We start from the raw sequence: 24,109 nt of genomic DNA, 5'->3' as shown, positions 1-24,109 counted from the left end.
CGCGGACCAGAGCGTTCAGACAGGAATATTGTCGATCAGCCGCACCCCGTCGGCCCAGGCGGCGGCAAAAAGCCGAGCGGGGCGATCTGCATGGGTCAGAGGGTCGAGCGTTTCCGCACACCTCAGCTGGATATATTCAACCTGCGCAAATCCCGCAGCCAAAAGATCCGTTTCCGCTTGCCGGACCACGCTGGCAAACGGCGCACCCTGCCGCAGCGTCGCGGCCAAATTGGTCATGATCCGATACTTATGAGCGGCCACAGCCAGCCCCTCGGACGAAAGGCGCAGATTGCGCGAGGACATGGCCAGCCCCGAGGTTTCGCGGACCGTCGGGCAACCGATGACCTCGATGGGGATGTCCAGATCGCGCGCCATCCGGCGTACGATCATCAGTTGCTGATAGTCTTTTTCCCCGAAATAGGCTCTGTTTCCTTGTGTTTGCAAAAACAGCTTTGCCACCACAGTGGCGACACCATCAAAGTGCCCGGGACGAAACTCGCCCTCCATCACATTCGTCAGGCCAGCGACAGAGACTGTGGTGGCGAAACCTTGCGCATAGATTTCATCCGGGTCCGGCACGTAAATCGCGTCAACGCCATATGGTGCGAGTTTGGCCGCGTCCTCCAATTCCGTACGCGGGTAATTGGCAAGGTCTTCGGGGTTGTTGAATTGCTTGGGGTTTACAAAGATCGTGACAATGACGCGGTCCGTGCCTGCCTTTGCAGCCTCGACCAGCGATAGATGTCCCGGATGCAGTGCGCCCATGGTCGGGACAACACCGATCCGATCTCCGCCGCTGTGCCAGACTGTCGTCAGCGCCCGCAGATCCGCCAGTTGGCGCAGAATGGGCGCAGTCATGTCTTGAGCCCCTGCGCTGGGGCCTGATCCGAGAAAACGTGCTCATCAGCCGGGAACGCGCGCGCACGCACATCGGCGGCATATTCGGCAATGGCAGCCTCGGCTTGCGGGCCAAGTTCCGCGTATCGTTTGACGAATTTTGGCTTGAAGGCGGTGAAGAACCCCACCATGTCATCGACCACCAGAATTTGCCCGTCACACCCGGCTGAGGCTCCGATTCCGATGGTTGGAATTGCAATCTCTTCCGTGATCTGGTCGGCCAAACCCTGTGGTATTTTCTCTAACACGACGGAAAAAGCGCCTGCTTCGGTTACAGCGTGGGCATCAGCCAGAACGGATTCAGCTTGCGTGTCGCGACCCTGTACCTTGTAGCCCCCTAGAGTGTTGATCGATTGCGGTGTCAAACCGATATGGGCCATCACCGGGATGCCGCGTTTGACCAGAAATCGGATCGTCTCGGCCATCTCAACCCCGCCTTCCAGCTTGACGGCACCTGCGCCGGTTTCCGCCATCAGACGGGCCGCGTTGCGAAAGGCATCTGCCGGGGTATGTTCATAGCTGGCGAAGGGCATATCGATCACCATCATCGCCTTCTGCAACCCGCGCGCCACCGCCTGCCCGTGCAGGATCATCATTTCCATCGTGACACCAAGAGTCGACTCCAACCCATGTAGCACCATGCCTACGCTGTCACCAACCAGAACAAAATCGCAATGATCATCCATCAGCCGTGCCATCGGGGTGGTATACGCAGTCAGGCTGACCAGCGGCTGGCCGCCCTTGCGAGCGCGGATATCCTGGGCATTTGGCGCTTTTTTGCGGGCGGTGGCGCTCATGATCGCTCCTCCGGGGTTCATGTTGCAGCGCGGCATAGCAGAACCAGACCGGCTATAGAAACCCCGGTTGCGCGAACATTTCCTTGATTGACCCGAGGTTTAAAGAGACATTGGAGCGGGAACGGTCGGCCAAAACGAATTCGATTGTGGGGATTTACATGACAAAGCAAGCGTTTCGCCCCTTTGCATCGGCAGGGGCGGTGAATGCCAGATTGTTTCCCGGTCAGACTTTGGCCAAATCCGACATTGCCAACTTAACGCAGCCTGAGCCGCCGCATCTGGGCCTGATCAGCGCCGCTGCACAGGTGATTGATTCGGGTGTCTTCACGGACATCCTACAAGGTCGGATACATGCCTGAACAAGGGTTCTGCCTCTCAGGATGAGCGGAAAAATGCATCCTCAACCGCACGTGATAGGTTTGCCATCACTTGACCCAACACCCGAAGGCGAGCCGCGCCTGTCAATTCCACCACCTGGATAGCTGAAATAATACGATGATGAGTTTCCTCCGCTTTCTTTCCCTGATCGTCGCAACTGTCTGTTTGTGCCTCATCCAGACTGACAGGGCAGGTGCGCAGAACGTGTTGGGCGGTGGGCTGAATGCCCTGGCCGGAACGCCGGAAAACCCACTGAATGTTGGGATCGGTATCCGGATCGATCAGATCACGAGCGTCGATCAGAAGGCTGAAAACTACGGTGCGGTTGTTGTCTTGCGCGTCGAATGGACGGACCCGTCCCTGGCGTTTGATGCGGAAGCGGTTGGTCGCGACATCCGGGTGTTCAATCCCCCCGATCTGGCTGATCACGCGGCAGAGATTGGCGCGGTATTGCCCGCTTTTGTCATTCATAACCAGCAAAGCAACAAGTGGATTCACGAATCCGCCGCCTCGCTGAGCCATGACGGGCATGTGGTCTATGTCGAGAAATCTTCGCTGACGTTGCAGGCACCGCATTTCGATTTCCGCAAATATCCGTTCGACACGCAGGATTTCTTTTTCGAGGTCGTGTCGATCTTGCCATCTGAATACGTGAGCTATTACCCGCTGGAGGATCACTCGGGCCTGGGCGACATGTTAGGCGAAGAAGAGTGGATTCTGGGCAATGCACGGGTTCAGGCATCGCAGGTCAAGGGGATTTCGGGTCGCGATAGCGATCAGGTGACGCTGGCCTTCGACGGCAGCCGGCATCAGACCTACTACGTTATCCGGGTCTTCCTGCCGATGCTGGTGTTGATCACGGTCAGCTGGGCGCTGTTCTTTCTGGATGAATATCGCCGACGGATCGAGATCGCGGGGGGTAACCTGTTGGTTTTTGTTGCGTTCAACTGGGCGATTTCCGCGGATCTCCCAAAGCTGGGTTACCTGACATTTCTGGATTTCGTCCTGCAATGCATGTTCCTGATGACCGGAGCGCTGATCGTGTTTAACGTGGCACTGCGCAAGCTCAAGGTCTCGGGCCGGGAAGAGGCTGCCCGAAAGCTGGACAATTACGCGATCAAATGGATTTACCCGCTGGGATATGCAGCCATCGTGGTTTACGCAGTTTCCGCTTACCTTTTGATGCCTTAGGTAAAGGGTCTGCGAAAAATGTGACCCTAACGTTTGTTTCGGGGTTCAGCTCTCTGTCGAGGGTTTGGTCAAAGACGTGCCCGGGCGCGCGGGCAGACCATGGTCAGAGCCTAAACAATCACCTCAATCGCCTCTTGCGCGCCGACACCGAACACCCGTTTGTACCGATCGATCTGGTCTGCGGGACCCATCGCTTTTTCGGGGTTATCCGACAGTTTGACGGTTGGACGCCCATTGGCGGACACCGCTTTGCACACCAATGAAAACGGGGCGAGCGCGTCATCGGACACGAGCCCCTGGAAATCATTGGTCAGCAAAGTGCCCCAGCCGAACGAGACTTTGGTGCGATGGGCGAATTGCCGGTGCAGGTCCTGGATTTTGTCGACATCCAGCCCGTCCGAGAAGATCACCCGTTTTTCTCTGGGGTCTTCGCCGCGGGACTTCCACCATTGGATTGCGGTCTCGGCCCCGGTTGCCGGGTCGCCGCTGTCTATGCGAATCCCGGTCCAGCCCGCCAGCCAGTCAGGGGCATGATCCAGAAACCCCTTGGTTCCATAGGTGTCAGGCAGGATGATGCGCAGATTGCCGTCATGCTCATCATGCCAATCGCTGAGAACGTCGTACGGCGCCTGTGCCAGCGCGTCGTCGCCCTCGGCCAGGGCAGAGTAGACCATGGGCAGCTCGTGCGCGTTTGTGCCGATGGCCTCGACTTCGCGCCGCATGGCGATCAGGCAATTAGAAGTGCCGGTGAAAGATGATCCCAATCCTTCGATCATCGCTTGTACGCACCAGTCCTGCCATAGAAAGGAATGCCGCCGCCGCGTGCCAAAATCGGCAATGCCAAGCCCATCCGTTTTGCGCAGTTGTTCAATCTTTTCCCAAACCCTTGTCATGGCCCGGGCATAGAGAACTTGTAACTCGAACCGGCGCATACCGTTCAGAACTGCACGTGAACGCAATTCCATCAGCACCGCCAAAGCGGGGATTTCCCACAGCATGACCTCGTGCCATTTGCCTTCGAAAGTCAGCTCGTACTGATCACCCTTGCGCTCAAGATGGTAGGCGGGCAGGCGCATGCTTTCGAACCATTCCATGAAATCCGAACGGAACATCTGCCGTTTGCCATAGAACATGTTGCCCCGCAGCCATGTGCTCTCGCCACGGCTGAGGCTAAGAGACCGAATGTGATCGAGCTGCTCGCGCAATTCACCTTCGTCAATCAAACTGGCCAAGGGTATGTGATTCGACCGGTTGATCAGCGAAAATTCGACAGTCGTTTGGGGCTTATTCCGAAACACTGACTGACACATCAGCAGTTTGTAGAAATCTGTGTCGATTAAAGACCTGATAATTGGGTCAATTTTCCATTTATGATTGTACACCCGCGTTGCGATGTCGACCATGGGAAACTCCTGCGATTTCCGTTCTTAGATCAATCGAGGCGGAGATTGGCAAGAGTCGCTCAAATAGTGACAATGACAAGGACAGGTCACAAAGTGGGCAAATTAAATGCGCTCCTCAGTGTGTAGTGAGGAGATGGGGATGGAAGAAAAGGTTGTAATAAGTGAATGGGTCTCGAGTACGACTTTGATATAGTTGCGATTGCTCCGGACGAAGTTGATCCCGAACACGGAATGGCGGCGCTCACCGGCAACCGTGCGGTCAGGGCTTTGTTCCGGGATTTCCGGACGGCGCAGGCGTTGCGGTCTGCGTCACCTAAAATTCGCAGGATATTTCTGGAATCCGGGTTCAGTCTGGAAACGCGCAAAAGCGGGCAGCCAACCGGCTTTTATGCGCCCGAGGATGCTGTGGATCGTGCGCGCATTTTGAAACGCTTGTTTGCGAATATCCGAAACATGGGTGTTCAGGGTGAATATTGCGGGGATTTCGATTTCTGGCAGTTTCTGAACCACATCAGAGTGGCGCAGCCCGGCAAAGCCAGACCACGCCGGGAGCCGTTGCAGCCCCTGGCACCGCAAGATCCGATACCGACGCGGGCAGAGCGTAAGCCAGTGCCCCGCCGCATCGGGATTGCCATAGGTCTGGCGGTTTTGGTTTTCGTTATTATACGGTACCTCGCCGCGCGGGGCGCGACGCCTTAGGGGCCGATCAAGGTGACACCTGCGTCGGTCATGGCAGTCCGGGCAGCCGCCAGCGAGCCATCCATGTCGATGGCGCGGCACATATCCGTATCGACTGTGACGTCAAAACCCAACCGTGCGGCATCAACCGCAGAGTAATGCACGCAGAAATCCGTGGCCAAGCCAACAAGGGTCAGTCGGGCGATGCCACGTGTATCTAGATAGCCCTTTAAACCGGTTGGTGTCGTCTGGTCGTTCTCGAAAAACGCCGAATAGCTGTCAATTGCGCTGCGGAATCCCTTCCGCAGGATCAGGTCGGCATCGGTGCGCAGATCGGGATGAAAAGCCGCGCCCTCAGTGCCCTGAACGCAGTGATCTGGCCAAAGCACTTGCGCACCATATGGCATCTGCGTCAGTTCGAACGGACTTTTGCCCGGATGTGAACTGGCGAACGAGGAGTGACCAGCCGGATGCCAGTCCTGTGTTAGGATCACCGCATCAAACCTGTCCATCATGGCGTTGATGGGCGCAACAATCTGATCTCCATCAGCCACGGCCAATGCACCGCCGGGGCAGAAATCGTTCTGGACATCGATCACAATCAGGGCGTGGGTCATTGGCGTCTCCTTTGCTGCCCCTATCGGTATGGGTTGCCCAAAGGGTCGTCAATGCGGTCTCTTGCGTGTTGTGCAACAGACCATTAGATCGCGCACATGTATACCATCGCTGCTTTGTATCACTTCACCCGGTTCGAGGACCCGGATGCCCTGCGTCCCGCGTTGCAGGACCTGTGCCGCACGCATGCGGTCAAAGGGACCCTGTTGCTGGCGCAAGAGGGAATAAATGGAACCATTGCCGGACCGCGAACAGGGATCGACGCTGTTTTGTCCCATATCCGTGCCTTGCCCGGATGCGCGACACTTGAGTGGAAAGAGGCGCGCTCGGATCACCCCCCCTTTGGCAAGTTAAAGGTGCGGCTGAAAAAAGAGATCGTGACCATGGGGCAGCCGGATGTTGATCCACGCGCCAGTGTCGGACATTACGTAGAGCCTCGGGACTGGAATGATCTGATCCGCGCCGACGATGTAGTGGTGATCGACACCCGCAACGACTACGAAGTCGAAATCGGGACATTCGAGGGTGCAATAGACCCTGAAACGGCAAGTTTTGGTGAATTTCCCGCTTGGTGGGAGGAAAACAAGGGTCGCTTTCATAACAAGCGGGTCGCAATGTTCTGCACTGGTGGTATTCGTTGCGAGAAATCCACCAACTATCTGCTGGGTCAAGGGGTCGAGGATGTCTACCATCTAAAAGGCGGCATTCTGCGCTATCTGGAAGAGGTGCCCCCCGAAAACAGCGCCTGGCAGGGTGAGTGCTTCGTTTTCGACAATCGCGTCTCGGTCGGGCATGGTCTGGTCGAAGGACCGCACAGGCTGTGTCATGGCTGTCGCCGTCCGATTCTTCCCGAGGATGTCAAACGCCTTGAATATGAACATGGCGTGTCGTGTCACCGCTGTATTGACGAGACCTCGGACGAGGACAAGGCGCGCTTTCGTGAACGGCAGAAACAGATTGGTCTGGCAAAAAACCGCGGGCAATCCCATCTGGGTCAGGGCTGATTCATCCTGCAATTCCGGTTGCATGGACGTACTTGACGCTTGATGATGCCCGCCAGAACACCCTGTCGGAGGCCATATGCGTCACGAGCCGAAAACGCTGGAAGAATGGAAATCGACGTTATTTGCAGCGTCGGGCCTGGTTCTTGTCAGTTTTCTGGCCTGGTTTGGCCTGTCGAATCTCAGCGAGGCCGCGGCCGGCGATACTATCGGTACCATTGCGACCATCACTTTGCTCGTCTGGATGATCTCGCAGATCTGGTACTACGTTACTCAGGTCAAATCGCCACGCAGGCTGCTGTTGCTGATGGGCATTTCGTTCATTCAGGTCGTGCCCTTTCTATTTGCCGCCGTGTACGGCTCGTTCGGGTATCACGATATATGCGTGGTAGGCGCGAAGGGGCCGGCGGACGTTTTGTATTTTTCATACGTCACCTTCACCACGGTCGGTTTCGGAGACCTTCGCCCTGCCGGTTTGTGCCGGGCTCTGGCGGTCGCCGAGGCGATCACAGGTTACATCCTGCTGGGATTGTTTGTTGCGGCAGCAGTTGGTCTTTATGCGCGGGCGCACACAAAAACCTCAAATTAGGGTCTATTTATTGCGGTCAATCCACTGCGACATCATTTGTTTGTCACGAAAACACTCGGCCGGAATCGGACGGCGTTTACTACGAGAGATCCGCTCGGCAAAGGCGACCTGTTTGCCTGTCGGATAGTTGGCAAAGGGCGATGGATCATGCGGTTTGTTTGCCGAAATCCAATCCGACAAAGATTTTCGGTCACGTTGCGCCTCGACCGGGATTTCGAGGGCGGATTTTTCGGCGATCGCGCGGGCATAGCGCATTTGCCGATCTGTAATGGGAAGCATGTGGTAGTCGTTGCTGGGTGCGTCGTACCAGCTTTGACGGGCAGCATATGTCATCGCTCGATAAACCTCCGTTCCACATTGGAACAAATATAGAACATTTTAGGAACTTTTTCAAGATTTCCACCAGCATGCGCACTTTCGGTGCCTAGTTTTGCCAGTCTGTCCCGTCGTTTACCGACCTTGTACAGCGCGTTTTTTTGCGTCTCAGTTATATGAAAGAATCACTGATTCGGTTTTCAAGTCACGATGGCTCACGGCTTCGCGCGCAGGGTAAAAACCGGCGGCGGACCGCCGAACGTTTCCGCCGATTTCGTAGATTTTTGCCCGTATCGAGGTTTTCATACGCAATTCAGGCAGTGATCCGACACATCGCGTCGGGATCAGAGCACAAGCCTGCCCGGTCATGTGGCTGAATTTTCCCGTGGGTTTTGATCTGCACACCGGAGGAAAGCAATGAATTCCAACGCAGCTATTGCCAGAACGGCCTTGCAACCTGTTGCGCCAGCTTTTTGTCCAACCCGATCCACCGTAACCTTGCATGCCCGCATTGCGGCACAACTGCTCTGGAGTTAACTGATGCCGAACACGTTCGATAAACTGGCCGCGTTCGCCCTGGACTCGCAACCCGATGACATGCCGGAAAGCGCAATTGAGGCCGCAGCGCTGACCTTGCTGGACACGATGGGCGTTTTAGTTGCTGCGGGTCCAATGCAGGCCGGGATAATCGCGCGGGACACGGCGGCGCTGCTCTATGCCACGAACGATCCCGCCTTTGGTGCGCGCATGTTGTTCGACGGGCGGCAGGTTAGTTTGGCCGGGGCGGCTTATGCTGCGGCGACACAAACCGATAATCTGGATGCGCATGACGGTTACAACCCAACCAAGGGTCACATCGGAGTTGTCGCCATCCCCGCGCTTCTGGCTCTGGCCGAGCAGAAACCGGACCTCAGCGGTCGTGAGGCGCTGGCTGCGATTGTGACCGGATACGAAATTGCAGGTCGGGCAGCTATGGCTTTGCATGCTTCCGTGTCAGACTACCACACCTCGGGTGCCTGGAATGCCTTGGGTGTTGCCGCCATGGCCGCGCGCTTGCGCGCGCATTCGGCTGATCAGCTGCGGCATGCTTTGGGCATTGCCGAGTATCATGGCCCCAGAAGCCAGATGATGCGTGAAATCGCCAACCCCACAATGCTGCATGACGGATCGGGCTGGGGGGCGATGGTGGGTGTGTCTGCGGCCATTCTGGCCGAGCGTGGCTTTACCGGGGCACCCGCGATCACGGTGGAAGCCGAAGGCGCGGCACCGTACTGGGCCGATCTGGGTGCGTTCTGGCAGATTGAGCATCAATATGTGAAACCCTATCCGATCTGTCGGTGGGCACATGCTGCGATTGACGGCATTAGGATGCTGATGCGCGCGCATGATCTGACACATCCACAGATCAGGGCGGTGAAGATCAACAGCTTCCACGAGGCTGCTTGCCTATTTTCCGAACTGCCGGAAACGACGTCACAAGCACAATATTCCCTGCCTTTCGCCGCAGCCATTCAGGCGGTGCATGGCAGGATCGGAGTTGAACATATCTCGGGTCCGGGTTTGGCAGATCCCGTGGTCATTGAGGTCATGCGCAGGATCAGAGTGTCCGAATGTGCCCGTCACAGCGCCCGGTTTCCGTCTGGCCGCTGGGCGGATGTCGAGGTCAAGACAAGTGATGGTCGGATTCTGAAATCAGGCGATATCCACGCGCGCGGTGGCCCGGAAAATCCGATGAGCCGCCAAGACATTGTCGACAAATTCATGGAGTTTTCTGTTCCCACCATTGGTCTCTCTAGATCCGAGAAGATTTGCGCAGCCATACTGCACCTGCCCGCGCCAGCTTCCAGCTTTTTCGACTTGGCAGCCCTATTGTACGATCCACCACTGCCCGACCACTGATCTGTAGATTGCTTTGCAGGGTTGGTGCCAGAGGCGGTGTAGGGCGGATGCTTCAGTCGAGCGGTGCCGCCTCCAGATGTGATAACATGCTGATGATCTGGTCACGTGCGAAAGCACTGTCTTCCAGTAGAGCGGCGGCGTCGCTCAGAGGTTTCTGGGGCTCTCGGGGGATCGGTTGTTCCAGTGCGCGACTGAAATCTGCCAACACGCCGAACTTCCCGGCGTGAGGCTCATGTGAAATATCCGGTTGTCCCGCCAGCCAGAAATAATGCGCGGCGGCATCGCGATCTCCAAGACGCAAAGACAAAGACGCGGCCCTCTCATAGTCTTTCGCCATTGCGTACGCTCTGGCGCGCAGCCGGTCCGCATCCTCGGTTTCATGCCCCTCGATTTCAAGGCGTGCCTGATCGGGCCGGCCGTTCGCCAACGCGGCCTGCGCCCGAACCATGGCGCGATCAACGCTCTGGTTTTGCAGGCGCTCAGTCAATGCCACGGCCGGTGCCCCAAACCCAAGATTGGCCAGACGTTTCGATATGACAACCGCAGTCTCGGATTGCAGGCTGTCACGGGTTGGCGTCGACATGCTGAGCGCATAACGCAAAAAGGTGATGTCATCCGCGCGTTCTGACATAAGCTGCATCACGCGGTTTCGGGTCTTGTTCCATCCAACGTCAGCAGGCGCATCACCCATTCTGCGCATTGCTTCGTCAAACGACTGGTGTAGACCCAGCGCCAGAACATACGTTTGCGCCATCATAGGGCCATCTTCAGATCGGCGAAGTTCCAGCGCAAAAGCCGCGGCGAGGTCCAGTTCGTGTTGCGCCATTCCCCCTCGGTCCCACCAGCGTTTTTCGACAAGCCGGGCAAGTGCTAACGGAGCCTGATCCGCCGGTGCAGATGTCGTGGCTTTGGCAAGCAGCGCCTCGGCCTCAGCCGTGTCGCCTTGGGCCGCAGCGATTTGGGCTTGTGCCAGCGTCATATCGGTGCTGCCTTTCGGAGCAATCCGGTCAACTGCCCTTAGAACACGCCGGGCCGCTTCCAACTGGTCGCCCCGAACCAGAATGTCTGCCAGAGCGGGCCCCAGATTCCTTCTCAGGTGAGCTGGGAGCTTTGCAAACGCCTGCTCGATCGCATTCGGGTTTGTCCCATGCTCAAGGTATCCTTCGGTCAGCGCAGCCCATAATGCGACGTCGCCGTCGCATTTTTGTTGCCCTCGAAACGGGTTGGGATCTGAAACGGGATCGCCGTCAACCAATTCGGCAATTGCTATCAATCTGTCGGCCTCTGGCCCGGTTTGGGATGTCAGGCCGATGACCTGCAATGCCTCTGCGCCGAACCCGTAATAGATATACAGATGCACAAGGTTTTTCGCGATGGAGGAGTCCAGTTTGTCGAACTCGCGATACAAACCAGCCCTTGAGGCGGCCAGCTGTTTTTGAAAGGGCGGCTCGCCCTTCCAGTTCTCAAGATTTAGATCCGCATCTGCGATACAGGGCGGCTCTGTTTCGATGGGTTTCAGGGACAAAGGGCCGATCCCGTGCAGGTCATCTAATACCGACGAGACCTGCAGGTTATTCAACCAAGCGTCAGAATCAGGATTTGTACCTGATGACGCAAGGGGGCGATCACCGACATTCGCGAGGTTCAGATCTATCAAATCACGGTCGGACCCTTGCAGCAGCCGTGACATCAGTTGTTCTTCCAGATTTGTGCGGGGCAACTGCAGCGGCAAAGACAGTGCGTTGCCGGGAAAATCCACTTCAACCTGCCGCTGAACGCGGGGCGGCAAAGGCAAGACAGGGAAGGGTTTTGAACTGACAGACGGCAGAAACCTGCCAGGTGCTATGTCGATGACAATCATTGAACCCCGGAATACATAGGCCGATGCTACGCATTCGCAGCCAAACTCCAGCTCAAGGCTTGCACCGGGTTCCGATTGTGTGGCCGAGATCAGGCGATTGCCGAACAACCGCGCAAACACGCCTTCCATGTCAAATGTCACGCCATCTACGGCAACGTCCAATCGGGCCCCTTTGTGCCGTGGCGTCAGAGTCCAGTTGCTGCCGACCGGTATCTGAACGACCAGGCGCGTGTAGGTGCCATGTTCGCCCGATCGCACGCGCAGTTCCTGTGCAATGGCGGTCGATCCTGCCAACAGAAACCCGAGAAAGACATATAAGATCCGGATCATGCGGCAGCCTGCTTGAGATCTTTCAACGCCTCTTCAAGTTCGGAAAAGCCGGGTCGATTGTGTGTGGGCGTATTTTGCCGTCCGACCTCAATGCACATGGCGGCATTGTGGTTGTGAAGATTCGCGACCAGAACTTCCTTGATCAACTGATAGAAATGGTTGTCTTCTTCGACCACGGCTTTCAGTTTTCCGGCGAATGGACCAACAAGCCCATAGGCCAGAAACACCCCCAGAAATGTGCCGACCAGGGCCCCGCCGATCAACTTCCCAAGCACCTCGGGGGGTTGATCGATTGAGCCCATCGTTTTGATGACCCCCAGAACTGCCGCCACGATGCCAAGGGCTGGAAGCCCATCAGCGACCGTTTGCAATGCATGGCTGGAATGCATCGCGTGATGGAAATTCGCCTCCATCCGCTTTTCCAGAACTTCTTCGACCTGATGGGGGTCATCGTAATTCATGGCCGCTGACCGCATGGTGTCGCAAATCAGATCGACCGCCTCTTTGTCGGCCTGTATCTTGGGATAGGCTGAAAACAGGCTTGAAGAGGCAGGCTCTTCGATATGCTGCTCAACCTCAACCGGGTTTGATCGAGCGATACGGATGAGTGAAAACAGCAGGCAAAGCAAATCGCGATAGTCCTGGGGTTTCCATTTAGGACCTTTGAACACTTTTCCCATGTCTTTGACGGTGTGTTTGACCGCGCTCATGTCATTGCTGATAAGAAACGCGCCGACGGCAGCCCCGCCGATCATCATCATTTCGAACGGCAGGGATTTCAGGATAATGGTCATCTTGCCGCCTGCAGCCAGATAGCCGCCGAAAACCATGACGAAAATGACGACAATACCGATGAGTCCGATCATGAACGCTCTCCCAAACTCGGTGATATGTGGATGACAGGCACTGCGTTACTCCTTCGGTGCCTGAGCATTTCGCCCGGCCATAACCACACTGATCGTGTAGGCCGCTTGCGGGCTGAGCCCGGCCATCACAGCCGCCGCGGAATCTGGCGGCATGCGCGATAGAAAACCGGCGGCAAAAACCGGATCCATTGTTTCGAACAGCGCCGCAGCGTCTTTCGGTTTCATGTTCTGATAGACGTCTGTCAGCCGGGTCAGATCGTTTTCTGCGGCCTGGTCCGCCAAAGCCAGCGTTTCGCGCAGAGAGTCTTCGGCGTCCTGCAAGGCTGCCAATCGAGTTGCGATTGCCGTTCCTGCGATGTCCAACGCCTTTTCCTTGTCAATGATCGCATCTTCACGCTGATTCAGCTGTGCCTCGCGCTGCAAGAGCGCCGTCAGAAGGATTTGCAAATCGTCCGGGGTGCCGAGTTTGCCGCTTTTCTCGGTTTCGATCTTCTGTTCTGGATCAATTCCCAAAGCCAGCACCGGGCCTGCTTCCAACCCGATACGAATGATGGCCGAGCCGATCATGAGTAGTGAAATGACCGTTAGAACGCCTCCGCGCGACGCGTTGGATTTTTGGGCTGACCTGCGTTTCATTGTGCCGCTCCGGATTGCGGGCGGGCATGGCGAAAGAACAACAGTCCTTCCGGCGATTTTGAAGGTTTGGTTGTCTTGGCGTCGAGTTGCGTTGAAGCTTCCCCGGCTTCCCCGGCTTCCCCGGCTTCCCCGGCTTCCCCGGCTTCCCCGGCTTCCCCGGCTTCCCCGGCTTCCCCGGCATTGTTCGGTCTCTCCGCCTCTGGCGGTGTCATGTCTTTTACTTCTGGCAAAACAACCTCCGCGACAGAGGTTGACCCAACCGGTTCGTCTGGCGCGATGTCATGCATCGACGCCATCATCAGCTCCAATTTCTGGGCAACCGTTTCCGCGCGATGAGTGAGATCCTGCAACACAACCCCGGACTGGTCCGACGCATGACGGGCCGAATCGAGTGTTTGCTTCAACTCATCGGCCTGCGATGACAGAACGGAAACCGCACCGCCTACGCCTTTTTCAAGATCTGTGAACCGTTTCAGTCGACGTGCCAGAACGAAGCAATACAATCCCGCCCCAAGCGCGCCCGCAACCAGCAAAATATCTGCGATCAGCTCCAATATCGCCTCCTAGTTCAGAACAAATTGCATGACGAGAACATCCCGCACGCGGCCGTCACCAACGACGATCTCGATCCGCCGCAGCAGATGGCCGCGAATCCGAACCAACGCTCGCGAATCCTCAAGATCGGGCAGTTCAATTGCACGCAGATAGGTGTTGAGGACGTCCATGATTCGCGGCTTCAACGTCTCGACATCGGCGGCATGGCCAGCGTCGACTTCCAGTTGCGCGTGAAACTTAAGATGGCGTGCGTCGCCCCCGTTCACCGAAACGATGACCGGCGGCAGATCGACAAAGACCACATCGGGCAGGGCCTTTACGCCTTGACCATTCTCTGTCGTCAGGGCGTCTTTTGGCGTCTCTGATCGCCCGATTGGCAAGAGACCGGACGATGTCAGGTAGTAACCGCCACCGGCCCCCGAAAGGGCCAGAATCAGACCCAGAATCATCCCAGATTTCCCAGATTTTTTTGGGCTTTCTGCCTGTTCTGCGGTTGCGTCGGTCATGCCGTCCTCATGTTTCGGTTCGGCAACCGTCATAACCCCACAGGGACTAACCGATTGTTAAGAGCAATCGTTCAAACAAGGGATCAGTCGCACAGAATGTCGACGAGTCGGAGGTGAGCGTGCAGCAGATCGGAACTGTCTGGGCAAGTTTGGACATGCGTAAGAAAATAACGGTGGCGGGCGCTGCTGCTCTGGTCTTTCTCGGCGTATTGGCGATGTCGCGAATCGCGACCGCCCCATCGATGACGTTGCTCTACGCCGGGTTGGAGAACGGAGCCGCCGGGGATATCGTACGCACACTGGATCAGCGCGGTGTGGCCTATGACATCAAGGGCGGCTCGATTTACGTCCCGGCGTCGCAACGCGATGAACTTAGGATGACCTTGGCCAGTGAAGGCCTGCCCGCCAACGGCAATCGCGGCTATGAGTTGCTGGATACGCTCAGCGGTTTCGGGACCACATCACAGATGTTCGACGCTGCATATTGGCGCGCGAAAGAAGGGGAGCTGGCGCGCACGATTGTCGGCGGTCCTCATGTCAGCCAGGCGCGTGTGCATATCGCCAATGGATCAACAAACCCGTTTCAGCGCAGCGTCGCACCAACTGCATCAGCCTATCTCGTCCCGTCCGGAAGTCAGATCACCGGCGATCAGGCCAAAGCGATCCGGTTCTTGGTCGCGTCGGCTGTCACTGGGCTGAATCCGGAAGACGTCTCGGTCATTGATTCGAACGGGACCTTGATCGGGGCGCAGGACAGTGTCGTCGCGGGCGATACAGCGGATGACAAGTCCCGCCAATTGCGAGAGCGGGTATTGAGATTGGTCGAAGCGCGGGTTGGCGCGGGAAATGCAGTGGTCGAAGTCAGTGTCGACACGGTGACCGAGACGGAATCCATTCGCGAACGTCGCTTTGATCCCAAAAGCAGGGTTGCGATCAGCACCGATGTGGAAGAACGCTCGGACAGTGCCCGCAATCAGTCGGCAGATGTGACCGTCGCGTCGAACCTGCCGGACGGAGACGGTGCCGGTGGGGACGAGTCCAATTCCACCGCGACGCAGACCCGCGAGCGGGTGAACTACGAGGTGTCAGAAACCGAGCTTGAAGTGCACCGCGCGCCCGGGGCGATCAAGCGACTGACCGTTGCGGTTCTGGTCAATGGAACGCGCGCGGTTGACGGGGCCGGGGTCGAGGAATTTCGCCCGATGCCGCAGGATGAACTGGATGCCTTGCGCGAGTTGGTGGCCTCAGCCGTGGGGTTTGATCCGGATCGGGGTGATGTGATCACTCTGAAATCGCTGAACCTTCCCACAGCGGAACCTCAGGGCACTTTGGCGGCGGCGACATTCTGGCAAAACCTTCACCTGGATGCGATGTCGTTGATCCAGATGGCGGTCTTGGCACTGGTCTCGCTTGTCCTCGGACTGTTCGTCGTTCGCCCGATCCTGACCAAGGCTGCCGCAACTCCGCCCCTGCTGCCCGCACAGACTGCTGAAGATGTGGCTGAGGAGAGCTATCTTGTCGGTGAAATCGCGACGGGGAATTCGCAGGATTATGCACGCCTTCCCGATGCGGCCGAGGGCAACCTACCCGCCATTTCGGGCGGTCAAAGCGAAGACGCGGTCAATCGTTTGCGTGCCATGATCGGAGACAAGCAGGAAGAGACGGTCGAAATCCTGCGCAGCTGGCTTGAAGAAAGTGAGGAGAGAGCGGGATGACCATCGCACATCTTCTTGAAGATTTTTCGGTTCAGCTCGGCGGTGGTTCGGTCCACCTTCTGGATGACGACGCACTGGAAGAACAGCGCCTGTCTGCCTTCGAAAAGGGGTATGGTGCCGGGTGGGAAGACGCCTCACAAGCGCAGGAGCACCGTCGCGGACAGCTAAATGCGGATCTGACAAGTGCGCTGTCAGACATGTCTTTCACCTATCACGAGGCGGTGACGCAGATGGCGCAGTCCCTTGCGCCGATGTTTCAGGCCCTGATGCAAACGATCCTGCCCCAAGCATTGGATCAGGGCTTTGTCCTGCGGTTGTCCGAACAACTGAGCAGCATGGCGCAGGAACAGATGGGCCAGCCCATGCAAGTGCTGGTCCCAGTCGGCATGGCAGAGCAGGTCGAGGCGTATATTCCCGATACGCTTCAGGCGCCGCTGCAGGTCATTGAAGACTCTGGTTTGAAGCAGGGGCAGGCGCGGCTGCAAGTCGGGGTTGCCCGCCGGGACGTGGATTGTACCGAACTTTTATCCGCCATCAGTGACGCGTTCGACGCGTATTTGTTTGAAGCAAGAAAGGTTTCGTCAAATGAGTGATCACTCATCCCAGAACCCGGAAAGAACCAACCCGTTTGAGGGCGTCCCGGTTGAAGTCACGGTCTCAGTCGGTCGCGCACGCCCTTTAATCAGAGATCTGCTGAATATGGGCGAAAACGCAGTCCTGACCCTGGACAAGCGGATTGAGGACCCGGTCGACCTGTATGTCGGCGACCAATTGGTTGCGCGCGGGGTGCTGGAGGAAATGGAAGGAGATCACAGCGGTCAACTGGCTGTGCGTCTGACCGAGATTGCCGATCTGCAAAATGGAATCGGCTGATGCGGGCGGCGCTGTGGCTGATCAGTATTGTGGCCATGCTGTCGCCATCGCTGGTCGCGGCGCAGGATGTATCGCTGTCGCTGGGCGAGGGGGGCTCGATTTCGGCGCGGACGGTTCAATTGATCTTGTTGATCACCGTACTAAGTCTGGCCCCAGGGCTGGCCATCATGGTCACTTGTTTCCCGTTTCTCATCACGGTGCTGGCGATCCTTCGTCAGGGGATCGGATTGCAGCAATCACCGCCAAACATGCTGATCGTAAGTCTTGCGCTGTTCCTGACCTATTTCATCATGGAGCCTGTTTTTTCCGAGGCATGGGCCAGTGGCATCAAGCCCATGGTGGACGAAACGATGGAGGTTGAGCCTGCCATGGAACGGGCGCTCGTTCCATTTCGGACCTTCATGGCTGCGCGGCTGGATGCCGATACCTTTCAGGCCATGGCCGCCCTGCGGCCTCAGGGTGACAACGTTCAGTTGTCGCCGGATGCTCCGCTCTCGGTGTTGATGCCATCCTTTATGCTGTCCGAGATTGCGCGCGCCTTTCAGATCGGGTTTTTGATATTCCTGCCTTTTCTGATCATTGATCTGGTCGTAGCTGCGGTGCTGATGTCGATGGGCATGATGATGGTCCCTCCGGCCACCGTGTCACTGCCGTTCAAGCTGGCGTTCTTCGTTATTGCGGATGGATGGGCGTTGATCGCAAGCGCCCTGGTGCGCAGCTATGTGCCGTAGCTGCGTGCACATTGTGACCCGGACCTGAAGGCCTGGTTGAACGTAGTGATTGATTTCCACAGGCTTTGCCGTGCGCCATCTATGGTGGCCAAGGGCACCATCTTAATGAGCAGCATGCGGTGTAGCGCACTTCTGCCCAAAAAAGATGAGCTGTCCTGATCACATGTCAGGCAGTTTGAGGCATCATTTGCCGGAACCGCCTGACATGTGAAGGTCGGTCAACCGATCTTGTTCATGTCCCTGATGAGGCGATTCAGATCGCCGCCGCGCGCGTCCAGCATGGCACCGACTTCGGTGCGCTCGGTCAGTAGCATGTTCACACCTTCGATGAACATGTTGAAGAACCGATCACGTCCCGATTTGTCCGAGACCAGAAATGTCACTTCAAAAGGTGAAGAACCTTGCAGCTTGACCGATGTGCGTACTTCGTACCCGGCCTTGATCTTACGCGCATTGCGAACGGTGACCTGCCCGCCAATGAACTCGCGGAAGCGCCGGCCGTATTTGTTGGCGATATAGCCCTGAAATGCGCTGGTGAACTGCCGGATTTGTGCCTGACTGGCGGACCGCCCATCGGCACCAAGCACATAACGCGCCATGATTGGAACATCGGCATATTGAACGAAAATCTTTTCGAAATCGCGCAGCATCGCATTCTCGGACTTGCCCGAGGCAATGACGCGGTTGATATCGTCCACCACACTGACAACCAGTGCTTTTGCGCTGGCTTCGGTTTGAGCAGAGGCAGGCAGTGCCGACAACATCACCCCGGCAATCCCGGTGGCGACAAAGTGGCGTCTATTCAGATGATTACTCGGCATAGGGGTCCTCGTAAGGGTCTAGAAAGGGGTCCCTGGTTGGGTCGGTCCCAATCTCGGCATAGGGGTCATCATACAGGTCTAGATAGGCATCCTCGTCATCGCGTGCCAGTTCAAAGCGACGGTTTTGCAGGTAAATCGATTGCGCCTGCCGGTAACTGTCGGCGCTTTCATACAAGATCGAGTCGACCGTATCCGAAAAGCGTCCGCGATCACCCATGCGCCGCACAACCTCGGCATAGACACCGATATTGTCCACCGGCCGAGTCGGGCTGAAGTTGATCGGGTTCGAGAACAGGTTGAACACGACACCGACGGCATCGCGCGTTGTGGAGGGGCCGTAAAAGGGCAGCTCGATATATGCGCCCTCGCCAAAACCCCAGACATGGAGGGTCTCGCCGAAATCCGTATCCACCGGCGGCAGGTTCAGTTCGCTGGCCGGATCAGACAGGCCGACGCCGCCGACGGTCATATTGATAGCAAAGCGCAGCAGTGCATTTCCTGATTGTTTCAGGTTGCCCTGCAGCAGATAGTCCAGCGCCTGTCCGGGCAATGTCAGGTTCTCGGCAAAGTGGCTGAAACTGGTGACCATCGGGTCGGGCACGATCTTGACATAGCCTTTCGAGGCCGGGCGAAACAGAAACCGGTCCACACCCAGGTTGAACTGGTGAATCGACCGGTTGGTATTTTCATAAGGATCGAACGTTTCGCCCCGTGCAGCTTCGTCGGCAGGCTGTTTCGCGCAGGCCCCAAGAGCCGCCACCAGCGACAGGATCATGAGGGGCTTCAATCGGACTTTGCTGAACACGGTCTTGGTACTCCACGTCGTTCGGTAACGGCGACCCCGAACAATTCATCAAAACTAACTTTGACTGTATGACACAGCCTAACTTTCCGTCACATAGATGTTTCACAGCCAATTTGAAACAGCTTGCGTTTAACCTGCCGGACAGGCTTGCGTAAAGTGACACAAGTTCAACAGTTCGGAATGACAGGAGATGTGCCCGGACTGCAGGCAGAAACAAATTGGCGGTTTCATGCTTTTCGTTGCGCGTCTTCCCGGTTAGCGTCCGTCCGAGTCGAACAAAGGTAAGGATCACAACATGAGCATCGCAGCAAAACTGGAAACCCTGGGGATCACATTGCCGGATGCACCGGCACCCGCGGCCAACTACGTGCCTTTCGTGCGGGTGGGCAATATCGTCTATGTCTCGGGCCAGATATCGAAAGACGATGACCTGATCACCGGGAAGCTGGGCGATGACATGGATGCCGAGGCCGGCGCAGCCGCCGCCAAAGTGTGCGCGATCAACCTGCTGGCACAGGTTCGGGCCGCTTGTGGCGGTGACATTGACAAGCTGGTGCGCGTGATCAAGCTGACCGGTTTCGTGAACTCGACCGCTGATTTCGCCGAGCAGCCGCAAGTGATCAACGGCGCATCCGATTTCCTGGTCGAGGCTTTGGGCGAGGCTGGTCGTCATTCGCGCTCTGCTGTCAGCGCTGCTGCATTGCCGTTTGGTGTGGCTGTGGAAATCGAAGGTATCTTCGAAGTCCAATGACACCCGCCCTGCCCCGTGCCTTTTTACAGGCCCCGATAGCGCATCGGGCGCTGCATGATCTGTCTGACAACCGCCCGGAAAACAGCCGGGCGGCCATCCGTGCGGCTGTGGCCGCCGGATACGGGATCGAAATCGATCTGCAACTAACCTCTGACAACCGGGCAATGGTGTTTCACGACTATGACATGACCCGACTGACCGGACGGCCCGGCCCGATCCGGCAGGTCACGGCGGCGCAAGCGTCGGAAACCGCGTTGCTTCACGCGGATGACGGCATCCCGACCCTGGACGAAGTTCTGGAACTGGTTGCCGGGGCGGTGCCTCTGCTGATCGAGCTCAAGGATCAGGATGGCGCGATGGGCACGGATATCGGTCGCCTGGAGCAAGATACGGTGCGCGCATTGCAAGGCTATGACGGGCCAGTGGCGTTGATGTCGTTTAATCCGAATTCAATCGCGGAACTGGCGCGGCTTGCGCCTCATCTGCCGCGCGGATTGGTAACCTGTTCCTATCAGCCCAAAGCTGAGCTGTTGCCGCAGGCCGTATGTGACCACCTGCGTGAGATTCCAGATTTTGACAGGGTCGGAGCAAGCTTCATCAGTCATGAGGTTCACGACCTGGACCGCCCCCGCGTAGCCGAATTGAAAGCGCAGGGCGTTCCGATCCTGTGCTGGACAATCCGGTCGCCTGAACAAGAGGCAGAAGCCCGCCGGGTTGCCGATAATGTGACCTTTGAAGGCTACCTTGCCGCGCATCCGGGTTGAACCCATCCTCAGCCGTCACAGATAAAGATCAGACGCGGAGGGCACATGGATCAGGCGCAAATCGAGGTTCGGATACTGAATTCCCTGTCGCAGATTTCAGCGACCGAATGGGACAGCTGCGCCTGCCCCGAAGTCGCCGAAGGTGGCCGTCCGCTTGATCCGTTCACCACACACCGGTTTTTGCTGGCGCTGGAACAAAGCGGTTCGGTTGGGCGGGGAACTGGCTGGCAACCGCAATATCTGACCGCCTATCTGGACGGAATGCTGATTGGCGCAGCGCCGATGTATGCCAAGTCGCATTCGCAGGGTGAATACATCTTTGACCATAGCTGGGCGCATGCCTATGAGAACGCCGGCGGGCGCTATTACCCCAAGTTGCAGATCGCCGCACCCTTCACCCCGGCGACGGGTCGGCGATTTCTGGTGCGTCCGGGGTATGATGCGGTCGGAATTTCGGCTCTGGTTCAGGGGGCGGTGCAACTGGCGGCGGAAAATCAGGTGTCTTCGGTGCACGTGACTTTCTGCACCGAGGATGAGGCGATTGCGGGCGAGCAGATGGGCCTAATGGCGCGGCATTCGCAGCAATTCCATTGGTTGAACGACAGCTATGCGGACTTTGATGGGTTTCTGGCGGCGTTGTCTTCGCGCAAACGCAAGAACATCCGGAAAGAACGGGCGCAGGCCAACGGGTTTGGCGGTGAAATTCGCACGCTTACCGGTAAAGATCTGTGTCCCGAGCATTGGGATGCCTTTTGGCGCTTTTATCAGGACACGGGTGCTCGCAAATGGGGGTCTCCCTATCTGACCCGGCATTTTTTCGACATCGCTCAGGACACCATGGCTGACGACATGGCATTGGTTCTGGCCGAGAGAAACGGGTACCCGATTGCCGGAGCGCTGAATTTTATCGGACGTGAGACGCTGTTCGGGCGGTATTGGGGCTGTGTCGAACACCACGCCTGCCTGCATTTCGAATTGTGCTATTATAGGGCGATCGATTTTGCCATCGCTCATGGGCTGGCCCGGGTCGAAGCGGGCGCGCAGGGGGAACACAAGCTGGCGCGCGGATACTTGCCGACACGGACGCACAGCCTGCATTGGGTCGGCGATCCGGGTTTTGCGGATGCTATCAGAAAATATCTGGACGCCGAGGCACATGCGGTGGGAGAAGAAATCGAGATTCTGACGGATTACGGCCCGTTCAGAAAATCGAACCCGGAGGAACAGCAATGACCGAACTATTGTCGACCGAGACGCGCGGGCCCCTTTTGGACCCGCTGTTCAAAACCGGCTGGACCATGGTCAAGAACCGAGATGCGATCACCAAGACGTTTGTCTTCGACGACTTCGTGCATGCTTTTGGTTGGATGACCCAGGTGGCGATCTTTGCCGAGAAGTGGAACCACCACCCCGAGTGGTCCAACGTGTATCGGACGGTCGAAGTGACCTTATCGACCCATGACGTAGGTGGGCTGTCCGCGCTGGATGCCAAGCTGGCCCGCAAGATGGACGGCCTTGTCTAGCGCCGTTCGCTCTCGGTTACCCCACCCGCCAGACGGGCTCTGCGATACATCTGGTTGAAATCTTCGGGCGATACAGTGCCGCTGCTGACATCTATGTTGCCCGAAATGCGAATTGTCCGGTTCCCGACAGAGTTGACAGTTCGGTTGAACGGATCGATCCGTAGGCAACTGTTTTGATAGCAGGTCAGGCCATCGGTGCTGATCTGAATCTTGGGCTGCCCATCCGGGCCCGTGACAATCGGGGCCTCAGGTACGTCACAAGCCGCCAGGGCAACCAATGCCCCCAATCCGATCCACTTTTGCATACGCTCCCCCGCTTTTGTTGCGGCCGGGTGCTAGTCTAGCCGGCCATTGCCATCCTGATCTGCAGCTTCGAAATCGCTCTGCATCTGAGCATCATATTCGGCTTTTGAAATAAGGTTGTCACCATTCTCGTCAACACCCTGAAATTGCTTGATATCCATGAACGGCTTTGTTTCGCCCTGACCCAAGGTGCCGTTCTTGTCGTCATCCATTTCCTGAAAAGCATAGTCCGAAAAGGCGTTGAATTCATCCTTCGATAAAAACCCGTCATTATTTGTGTCGATGGCTTTCAGTTCGTTTTCATGCAAGTCCGCAACAGTTTCAGCCGAGGCCGCACCGGCCAGCAGAAAGGCAGTCACGATCATCGTCCAGAATTTCATTGGGTTCTCCTCAGCATGCGTATCGCTGGCCTTCGAGGCCGCCGACTGTGGCCCCTGCCGCAGTCAGGATGGTTCTTCCCGATCCGCCGCCGAACTGATTGCCCAAAGCGCCCCCGATCAGAGCGCCACCCAAAGTACCACTCAGGCAGGCGATTTCATGCTGTCGTGCTGCCTGTTGTTGGGGGGTCGGAGCCGGACCGCAGGCTGCAACGGCTCCCGCTGCAGCCAAAAGAAGGGTAAATGCCTTCAGCTTCATCAAAACCTCCTTGAATATATGCGCCGAGTATTTGCGCATCGGGGAGGTGTATCAAGTTAAATCAGAAGCGGCGGACCCGATGGTACCGGGGCCGCTTGAATTCAGATGACATCCAGCAGGCCCTCACCTGCCGAAATCTCGCAGGCGCCGGGGCTTTCTTCAAGGTTCAGTGCCGTGATCTTGCCGTCTTCGATCAGCATCGCATAGCGCTTGGAGCGTGCGATCAGGCCGACGGGCGGCGCGTCGAAATCCATACCGATGGCTTTGGTAAACTCCGACGCCGGATCGGACACCATCGTCAGGCCAGCGGCGGTCGCGCCGGTTGAGTCGCCCCAGGCGCTCATGACAAAGGGGTCGTTGACGGACAGGCACATGATTTCATCGACACCTTTGGCGTCGAATTGGTCCTTGGTGCGGATGAAGCTGGGAACATGTGCGGTGGTACAGGTGCCGGTGAATGCGCCTGGCACCGCAAAGATGACGACCTTGCGGCCTTGCGTCTTTTCCGAAACCCGAACCTCTTCCGGACCATCCGCACCCATCTGGATGAGCGTGGCATCGGGCAGCGTGTCACCTGTTGAAATCATTTTTATGCTCCTGTCGTTTGGATTTGCAGAGTCGGGCTTAGCCGCAATATAGGTGTTCGAAACAAAGTGACCACGGGAATTCT

General features: G+C 57.2%; 30 protein-coding genes. 14 read left to right on the top strand and 16 right to left on the bottom strand.

Translation table 11 applies throughout. From position 1 onward, the window contains the following. Positions 1 to 15: 15 nt before the first annotated feature. Together panC and panB are read right to left on the bottom strand one after the other, a co-directional pair. Positions 16 to 858, bottom strand: coding sequence for a pantoate--beta-alanine ligase (panC, locus tag ACR0K4_RS14790; RefSeq protein WP_480854592.1), 843 nt, complete (start codon positions 856 to 858; stop codon positions 16 to 18). Next, entirely contained in the window at positions 855 to 1,694 is an 840-nt protein-coding gene (gene panB / locus ACR0K4_RS14785; protein WP_480854591.1) for a 3-methyl-2-oxobutanoate hydroxymethyltransferase, read from the bottom strand. The genes panC and panB overlap by 4 nt, the downstream gene beginning before the upstream one ends. A 158-nt stretch (positions 1,695 to 1,852) precedes the next feature. Between panB and ACR0K4_RS14780 the strand changes: the two genes are divergently transcribed. Continuing rightward, entirely contained in the window at positions 1,853 to 2,053 is a 201-nt protein-coding gene (locus tag ACR0K4_RS14780) for a hypothetical protein (protein WP_480854590.1), read from the top strand. 136 nt (positions 2,054 to 2,189) lie between these two features. Beyond that, positions 2,190 to 3,263, top strand: a complete 1,074-nt coding sequence (locus tag ACR0K4_RS14775; protein ID WP_480519184.1) for a ligand-gated ion channel — start codon at positions 2,190 to 2,192, stop codon at positions 3,261 to 3,263. A gap of 110 nt (positions 3,264 to 3,373) precedes the next feature. On the opposite strand, the gene pncB is transcribed toward ACR0K4_RS14775, so the two are convergent. After that, positions 3,374 to 4,666: a nicotinate phosphoribosyltransferase gene (gene pncB, locus ACR0K4_RS14770; RefSeq protein WP_480854589.1), complete on the bottom strand. Its 1,293-nt coding sequence runs from the start codon at positions 4,664 to 4,666 to the stop codon at positions 3,374 to 3,376. 165 nt (positions 4,667 to 4,831) lie between these two features. Here pncB and ACR0K4_RS14765 point away from each other — a divergent pair, with 165 nt between their 5' ends. Continuing rightward, positions 4,832 to 5,365 carry a hypothetical protein gene (locus ACR0K4_RS14765; RefSeq protein WP_480854588.1) on the top strand — a complete coding sequence of 178 codons (534 nt, stop codon included), beginning with the start codon at positions 4,832 to 4,834 and terminating at the stop codon, positions 5,363 to 5,365. Here the strand turns inward: ACR0K4_RS14765 and pncA are convergent. Further along, a complete protein-coding gene (pncA, locus tag ACR0K4_RS14760; protein ID WP_480854587.1) occupies positions 5,362 to 5,961 on the bottom strand; it encodes a bifunctional nicotinamidase/pyrazinamidase in 600 nt (199 codons plus the stop codon). The two genes, ACR0K4_RS14765 and pncA, sit on opposite strands and share 4 nt — an antisense overlap. Before the next feature lie 96 nt (positions 5,962 to 6,057). Between pncA and trhO the strand changes: the two genes are divergently transcribed. Next, a complete protein-coding gene (gene trhO, locus ACR0K4_RS14755; RefSeq protein WP_480854586.1) occupies positions 6,058 to 6,963 on the top strand; it encodes an oxygen-dependent tRNA uridine(34) hydroxylase TrhO in 906 nt (301 codons plus the stop codon). 76 nt (positions 6,964 to 7,039) lie between these two features. After that, positions 7,040 to 7,549: an ion channel gene (locus tag ACR0K4_RS14750; protein WP_480854585.1), complete on the top strand. Its 510-nt coding sequence runs from the start codon at positions 7,040 to 7,042 to the stop codon at positions 7,547 to 7,549. Positions 7,550 to 7,552: 3 nt separating this feature from the next. On the opposite strand, the gene ACR0K4_RS14745 is transcribed toward ACR0K4_RS14750, so the two are convergent. After that, positions 7,553 to 7,882, bottom strand: a complete 330-nt coding sequence (locus ACR0K4_RS14745; RefSeq protein WP_480519195.1) for a hypothetical protein — start codon at positions 7,880 to 7,882, stop codon at positions 7,553 to 7,555. 522 nt (positions 7,883 to 8,404) lie between these two features. On the opposite strand from ACR0K4_RS14745, the gene ACR0K4_RS14740 reads away from it, so the two are divergent. Further along, positions 8,405 to 9,763 (top strand): MmgE/PrpD family protein, encoded by a 1,359-nt coding sequence (locus ACR0K4_RS14740; RefSeq protein WP_480854584.1) that lies wholly within the window; start codon positions 8,405 to 8,407, stop codon positions 9,761 to 9,763. Positions 9,764 to 9,815: 52 nt separating this feature from the next. Here the strand turns inward: ACR0K4_RS14740 and ACR0K4_RS14735 are convergent, their stop codons facing one another. Genes ACR0K4_RS14735 through ACR0K4_RS14715 form a run of 5 tightly spaced genes read right to left on the bottom strand, consistent with a single transcriptional unit; the run spans position 9,816 to position 14,517 of the window. Continuing rightward, positions 9,816 to 11,954 (bottom strand): hypothetical protein, encoded by a 2,139-nt coding sequence (locus tag ACR0K4_RS14735; RefSeq protein WP_480519199.1) that lies wholly within the window; start codon positions 11,952 to 11,954, stop codon positions 9,816 to 9,818. Then, positions 11,951 to 12,820, bottom strand: coding sequence for a flagellar motor stator protein MotA (motA, locus tag ACR0K4_RS14730; RefSeq protein ID WP_480519201.1), 870 nt, complete (start codon positions 12,818 to 12,820; stop codon positions 11,951 to 11,953). The genes ACR0K4_RS14735 and motA overlap by 4 nt, the downstream gene beginning before the upstream one ends. 45 nt (positions 12,821 to 12,865) lie before the next feature. Continuing rightward, the gene (locus tag ACR0K4_RS14725; RefSeq protein WP_480519203.1) at positions 12,866 to 13,456 is read right to left on the bottom strand and encodes a MotE family protein; all 591 of its coding nucleotides are present in this window, start codon (positions 13,454 to 13,456) and stop codon (positions 12,866 to 12,868) included. Next, positions 13,453 to 14,010 (bottom strand): hypothetical protein, encoded by a 558-nt coding sequence (locus ACR0K4_RS14720; protein ID WP_480854583.1) that lies wholly within the window; start codon positions 14,008 to 14,010, stop codon positions 13,453 to 13,455. The genes ACR0K4_RS14725 and ACR0K4_RS14720 overlap by 4 nt, the downstream gene beginning before the upstream one ends. 9 nt (positions 14,011 to 14,019) lie before the next feature. Further along, positions 14,020 to 14,517 carry a flagellar basal body-associated FliL family protein gene (locus ACR0K4_RS14715; RefSeq protein ID WP_480519207.1) on the bottom strand — a complete coding sequence of 166 codons (498 nt, stop codon included), beginning with the start codon at positions 14,515 to 14,517 and terminating at the stop codon, positions 14,020 to 14,022. A gap of 119 nt (positions 14,518 to 14,636) precedes the next feature. On the opposite strand from ACR0K4_RS14715, the gene fliF reads away from it, so the two are divergent. Genes fliF through fliP form a run of 4 tightly spaced genes read left to right on the top strand, consistent with a single transcriptional unit; the run spans position 14,637 to position 17,836 of the window. Continuing rightward, positions 14,637 to 16,232 carry a flagellar basal-body MS-ring/collar protein FliF gene (gene fliF / locus ACR0K4_RS14710; RefSeq protein WP_480854582.1) on the top strand — a complete coding sequence of 532 codons (1,596 nt, stop codon included), beginning with the start codon at positions 14,637 to 14,639 and terminating at the stop codon, positions 16,230 to 16,232. Beyond that, on the top strand, positions 16,229 to 16,825 hold the full coding sequence (locus ACR0K4_RS14705; RefSeq protein WP_480854581.1) for a FliH/SctL family protein: 597 nt from the start codon (positions 16,229 to 16,231) through the stop codon (positions 16,823 to 16,825). The genes fliF and ACR0K4_RS14705 overlap by 4 nt, the downstream gene beginning before the upstream one ends. Next, a complete protein-coding gene (locus ACR0K4_RS14700) occupies positions 16,818 to 17,105 on the top strand; it encodes a FliM/FliN family flagellar motor switch protein (protein WP_480519213.1) in 288 nt (95 codons plus the stop codon). Before ACR0K4_RS14705 ends, ACR0K4_RS14700 begins: the two co-directional genes overlap by 8 nt. Beyond that, entirely contained in the window at positions 17,105 to 17,836 is a 732-nt protein-coding gene (gene fliP, locus ACR0K4_RS14695) for a flagellar type III secretion system pore protein FliP (protein WP_480854580.1), read from the top strand. Before ACR0K4_RS14700 ends, fliP begins: the two co-directional genes overlap by 1 nt. 218 nt (positions 17,837 to 18,054) lie before the next feature. Here fliP and ACR0K4_RS14690 read toward each other — a convergent pair whose 3' ends face one another. After that, positions 18,055 to 18,657 carry an MlaC/ttg2D family ABC transporter substrate-binding protein gene (locus tag ACR0K4_RS14690; RefSeq protein WP_480519216.1) on the bottom strand — a complete coding sequence of 201 codons (603 nt, stop codon included), beginning with the start codon at positions 18,655 to 18,657 and terminating at the stop codon, positions 18,055 to 18,057. Beyond that, on the bottom strand, positions 18,647 to 19,432 hold the full coding sequence (locus tag ACR0K4_RS14685) for an MlaA family lipoprotein (RefSeq protein ID WP_480854579.1): 786 nt from the start codon (positions 19,430 to 19,432) through the stop codon (positions 18,647 to 18,649). Before ACR0K4_RS14685 ends, ACR0K4_RS14690 begins: the two co-directional genes overlap by 11 nt. Positions 19,433 to 19,757: 325 nt before the next feature. On the opposite strand from ACR0K4_RS14685, the gene ACR0K4_RS14680 reads away from it, so the two are divergent. The 4 genes from ACR0K4_RS14680 to ACR0K4_RS14665 are packed head-to-tail and all read left to right on the top strand — an operon-like array spanning position 19,758 to position 22,500. After that, positions 19,758 to 20,213 (top strand): RidA family protein, encoded by a 456-nt coding sequence (locus tag ACR0K4_RS14680; protein ID WP_480519220.1) that lies wholly within the window; start codon positions 19,758 to 19,760, stop codon positions 20,211 to 20,213. Beyond that, the gene (locus ACR0K4_RS14675) at positions 20,210 to 20,977 is read left to right on the top strand and encodes a glycerophosphodiester phosphodiesterase family protein (RefSeq protein ID WP_480854577.1); all 768 of its coding nucleotides are present in this window, start codon (positions 20,210 to 20,212) and stop codon (positions 20,975 to 20,977) included. The genes ACR0K4_RS14680 and ACR0K4_RS14675 overlap by 4 nt, the downstream gene beginning before the upstream one ends. A 45-nt stretch (positions 20,978 to 21,022) precedes the next feature. Beyond that, positions 21,023 to 22,210: a GNAT family N-acetyltransferase gene (locus ACR0K4_RS14670; protein ID WP_480854575.1), complete on the top strand. Its 1,188-nt coding sequence runs from the start codon at positions 21,023 to 21,025 to the stop codon at positions 22,208 to 22,210. Beyond that, positions 22,207 to 22,500, top strand: a complete 294-nt coding sequence (locus tag ACR0K4_RS14665) for a 4a-hydroxytetrahydrobiopterin dehydratase (RefSeq protein WP_480854574.1) — start codon at positions 22,207 to 22,209, stop codon at positions 22,498 to 22,500. The genes ACR0K4_RS14670 and ACR0K4_RS14665 overlap by 4 nt, the downstream gene beginning before the upstream one ends. Here the strand turns inward: ACR0K4_RS14665 and ACR0K4_RS14660 are convergent. The 4 genes from ACR0K4_RS14660 to ACR0K4_RS14645 all read right to left on the bottom strand — a co-directional run bounded on the left by ACR0K4_RS14660 (position 22,497) and on the right by ACR0K4_RS14645 (position 24,026). Further along, positions 22,497 to 22,805 carry a hypothetical protein gene (locus tag ACR0K4_RS14660; protein ID WP_480854572.1) on the bottom strand — a complete coding sequence of 103 codons (309 nt, stop codon included), beginning with the start codon at positions 22,803 to 22,805 and terminating at the stop codon, positions 22,497 to 22,499. The two genes, ACR0K4_RS14665 and ACR0K4_RS14660, sit on opposite strands and share 4 nt — an antisense overlap. A gap of 30 nt (positions 22,806 to 22,835) precedes the next feature. Beyond that, a complete protein-coding gene (locus tag ACR0K4_RS14655; RefSeq protein ID WP_480854570.1) occupies positions 22,836 to 23,183 on the bottom strand; it encodes an EF-hand domain-containing protein in 348 nt (115 codons plus the stop codon). A gap of 10 nt (positions 23,184 to 23,193) precedes the next feature. Then, positions 23,194 to 23,439: a glycine zipper 2TM domain-containing protein gene (locus ACR0K4_RS14650; RefSeq protein ID WP_480519232.1), complete on the bottom strand. Its 246-nt coding sequence runs from the start codon at positions 23,437 to 23,439 to the stop codon at positions 23,194 to 23,196. A gap of 101 nt (positions 23,440 to 23,540) precedes the next feature. Further along, positions 23,541 to 24,026: a redoxin family protein gene (locus ACR0K4_RS14645; protein WP_480519234.1), complete on the bottom strand. Its 486-nt coding sequence runs from the start codon at positions 24,024 to 24,026 to the stop codon at positions 23,541 to 23,543. Positions 24,027 to 24,109: the final 83 nt, after the last annotated feature.

It is taken from the genome of Ruegeria sp. K11 (assembly GCF_056531905.1).
This window is presented reverse-complemented; position numbering and strand designations above follow the sequence as displayed.

Excerpts from the sequence above, each read along its gene's own strand:
- ACR0K4_RS14680 (WP_480519220.1), top strand. The coding sequence starts at position 19,758 with ATGAGCATCGCAGCAAAACTGGAAACCCTGGGGATCACATTGCCGGAT.
- ACR0K4_RS14775 (WP_480519184.1), top strand. The coding sequence starts at position 2,190 with ATGATGAGTTTCCTCCGCTTTCTTTCCCTGATCGTCGCAACTGTCTGT.
- ACR0K4_RS14670 (WP_480854575.1), top strand. The coding sequence starts at position 21,023 with ATGGATCAGGCGCAAATCGAGGTTCGGATACTGAATTCCCTGTCGCAG.
- motA (WP_480519201.1), bottom strand. The coding sequence starts at position 12,820 with ATGATCGGACTCATCGGTATTGTCGTCATTTTCGTCATGGTTTTCGGC.
- ACR0K4_RS14665 (WP_480854574.1), top strand. The coding sequence starts at position 22,207 with ATGACCGAACTATTGTCGACCGAGACGCGCGGGCCCCTTTTGGACCCG.
- ACR0K4_RS14660 (WP_480854572.1), bottom strand. The coding sequence starts at position 22,805 with ATGCAAAAGTGGATCGGATTGGGGGCATTGGTTGCCCTGGCGGCTTGT.
- ACR0K4_RS14655 (WP_480854570.1), bottom strand. The coding sequence starts at position 23,183 with ATGAAATTCTGGACGATGATCGTGACTGCCTTTCTGCTGGCCGGTGCG.
- ACR0K4_RS14745 (WP_480519195.1), bottom strand. The coding sequence starts at position 7,882 with ATGACATATGCTGCCCGTCAAAGCTGGTACGACGCACCCAGCAACGAC.
- ACR0K4_RS14735 (WP_480519199.1), bottom strand. The coding sequence starts at position 11,954 with ATGATCCGGATCTTATATGTCTTTCTCGGGTTTCTGTTGGCAGGATCG.
- panB (WP_480854591.1), bottom strand. The coding sequence starts at position 1,694 with ATGAGCGCCACCGCCCGCAAAAAAGCGCCAAATGCCCAGGATATCCGC.
- pncA (WP_480854587.1), bottom strand. The coding sequence starts at position 5,961 with ATGACCCACGCCCTGATTGTGATCGATGTCCAGAACGATTTCTGCCCC.
- panC (WP_480854592.1), bottom strand. The coding sequence starts at position 858 with ATGACTGCGCCCATTCTGCGCCAACTGGCGGATCTGCGGGCGCTGACG.
- ACR0K4_RS14750 (WP_480854585.1), top strand. The coding sequence starts at position 7,040 with ATGCGTCACGAGCCGAAAACGCTGGAAGAATGGAAATCGACGTTATTT.
- ACR0K4_RS14675 (WP_480854577.1), top strand. The coding sequence starts at position 20,210 with ATGACACCCGCCCTGCCCCGTGCCTTTTTACAGGCCCCGATAGCGCAT.
- ACR0K4_RS14700 (WP_480519213.1), top strand. The coding sequence starts at position 16,818 with ATGAGTGATCACTCATCCCAGAACCCGGAAAGAACCAACCCGTTTGAG.
- trhO (WP_480854586.1), top strand. The coding sequence starts at position 6,058 with ATGTATACCATCGCTGCTTTGTATCACTTCACCCGGTTCGAGGACCCG.
- pncB (WP_480854589.1), bottom strand. The coding sequence starts at position 4,666 with ATGGTCGACATCGCAACGCGGGTGTACAATCATAAATGGAAAATTGAC.
- ACR0K4_RS14740 (WP_480854584.1), top strand. The coding sequence starts at position 8,405 with ATGCCGAACACGTTCGATAAACTGGCCGCGTTCGCCCTGGACTCGCAA.
- ACR0K4_RS14685 (WP_480854579.1), bottom strand. The coding sequence starts at position 19,432 with ATGATCCTGTCGCTGGTGGCGGCTCTTGGGGCCTGCGCGAAACAGCCT.
- ACR0K4_RS14705 (WP_480854581.1), top strand. The coding sequence starts at position 16,229 with ATGACCATCGCACATCTTCTTGAAGATTTTTCGGTTCAGCTCGGCGGT.
- ACR0K4_RS14725 (WP_480519203.1), bottom strand. The coding sequence starts at position 13,456 with ATGAAACGCAGGTCAGCCCAAAAATCCAACGCGTCGCGCGGAGGCGTT.
- ACR0K4_RS14645 (WP_480519234.1), bottom strand. The coding sequence starts at position 24,026 with ATGATTTCAACAGGTGACACGCTGCCCGATGCCACGCTCATCCAGATG.
- ACR0K4_RS14715 (WP_480519207.1), bottom strand. The coding sequence starts at position 14,517 with ATGACCGACGCAACCGCAGAACAGGCAGAAAGCCCAAAAAAATCTGGG.
- ACR0K4_RS14765 (WP_480854588.1), top strand. The coding sequence starts at position 4,832 with ATGGGTCTCGAGTACGACTTTGATATAGTTGCGATTGCTCCGGACGAA.
- fliP (WP_480854580.1), top strand. The coding sequence starts at position 17,105 with ATGCGGGCGGCGCTGTGGCTGATCAGTATTGTGGCCATGCTGTCGCCA.
- ACR0K4_RS14690 (WP_480519216.1), bottom strand. The coding sequence starts at position 18,657 with ATGCCGAGTAATCATCTGAATAGACGCCACTTTGTCGCCACCGGGATT.
- ACR0K4_RS14650 (WP_480519232.1), bottom strand. The coding sequence starts at position 23,439 with ATGAAGCTGAAGGCATTTACCCTTCTTTTGGCTGCAGCGGGAGCCGTT.
- ACR0K4_RS14780 (WP_480854590.1), top strand. The coding sequence starts at position 1,853 with ATGACAAAGCAAGCGTTTCGCCCCTTTGCATCGGCAGGGGCGGTGAAT.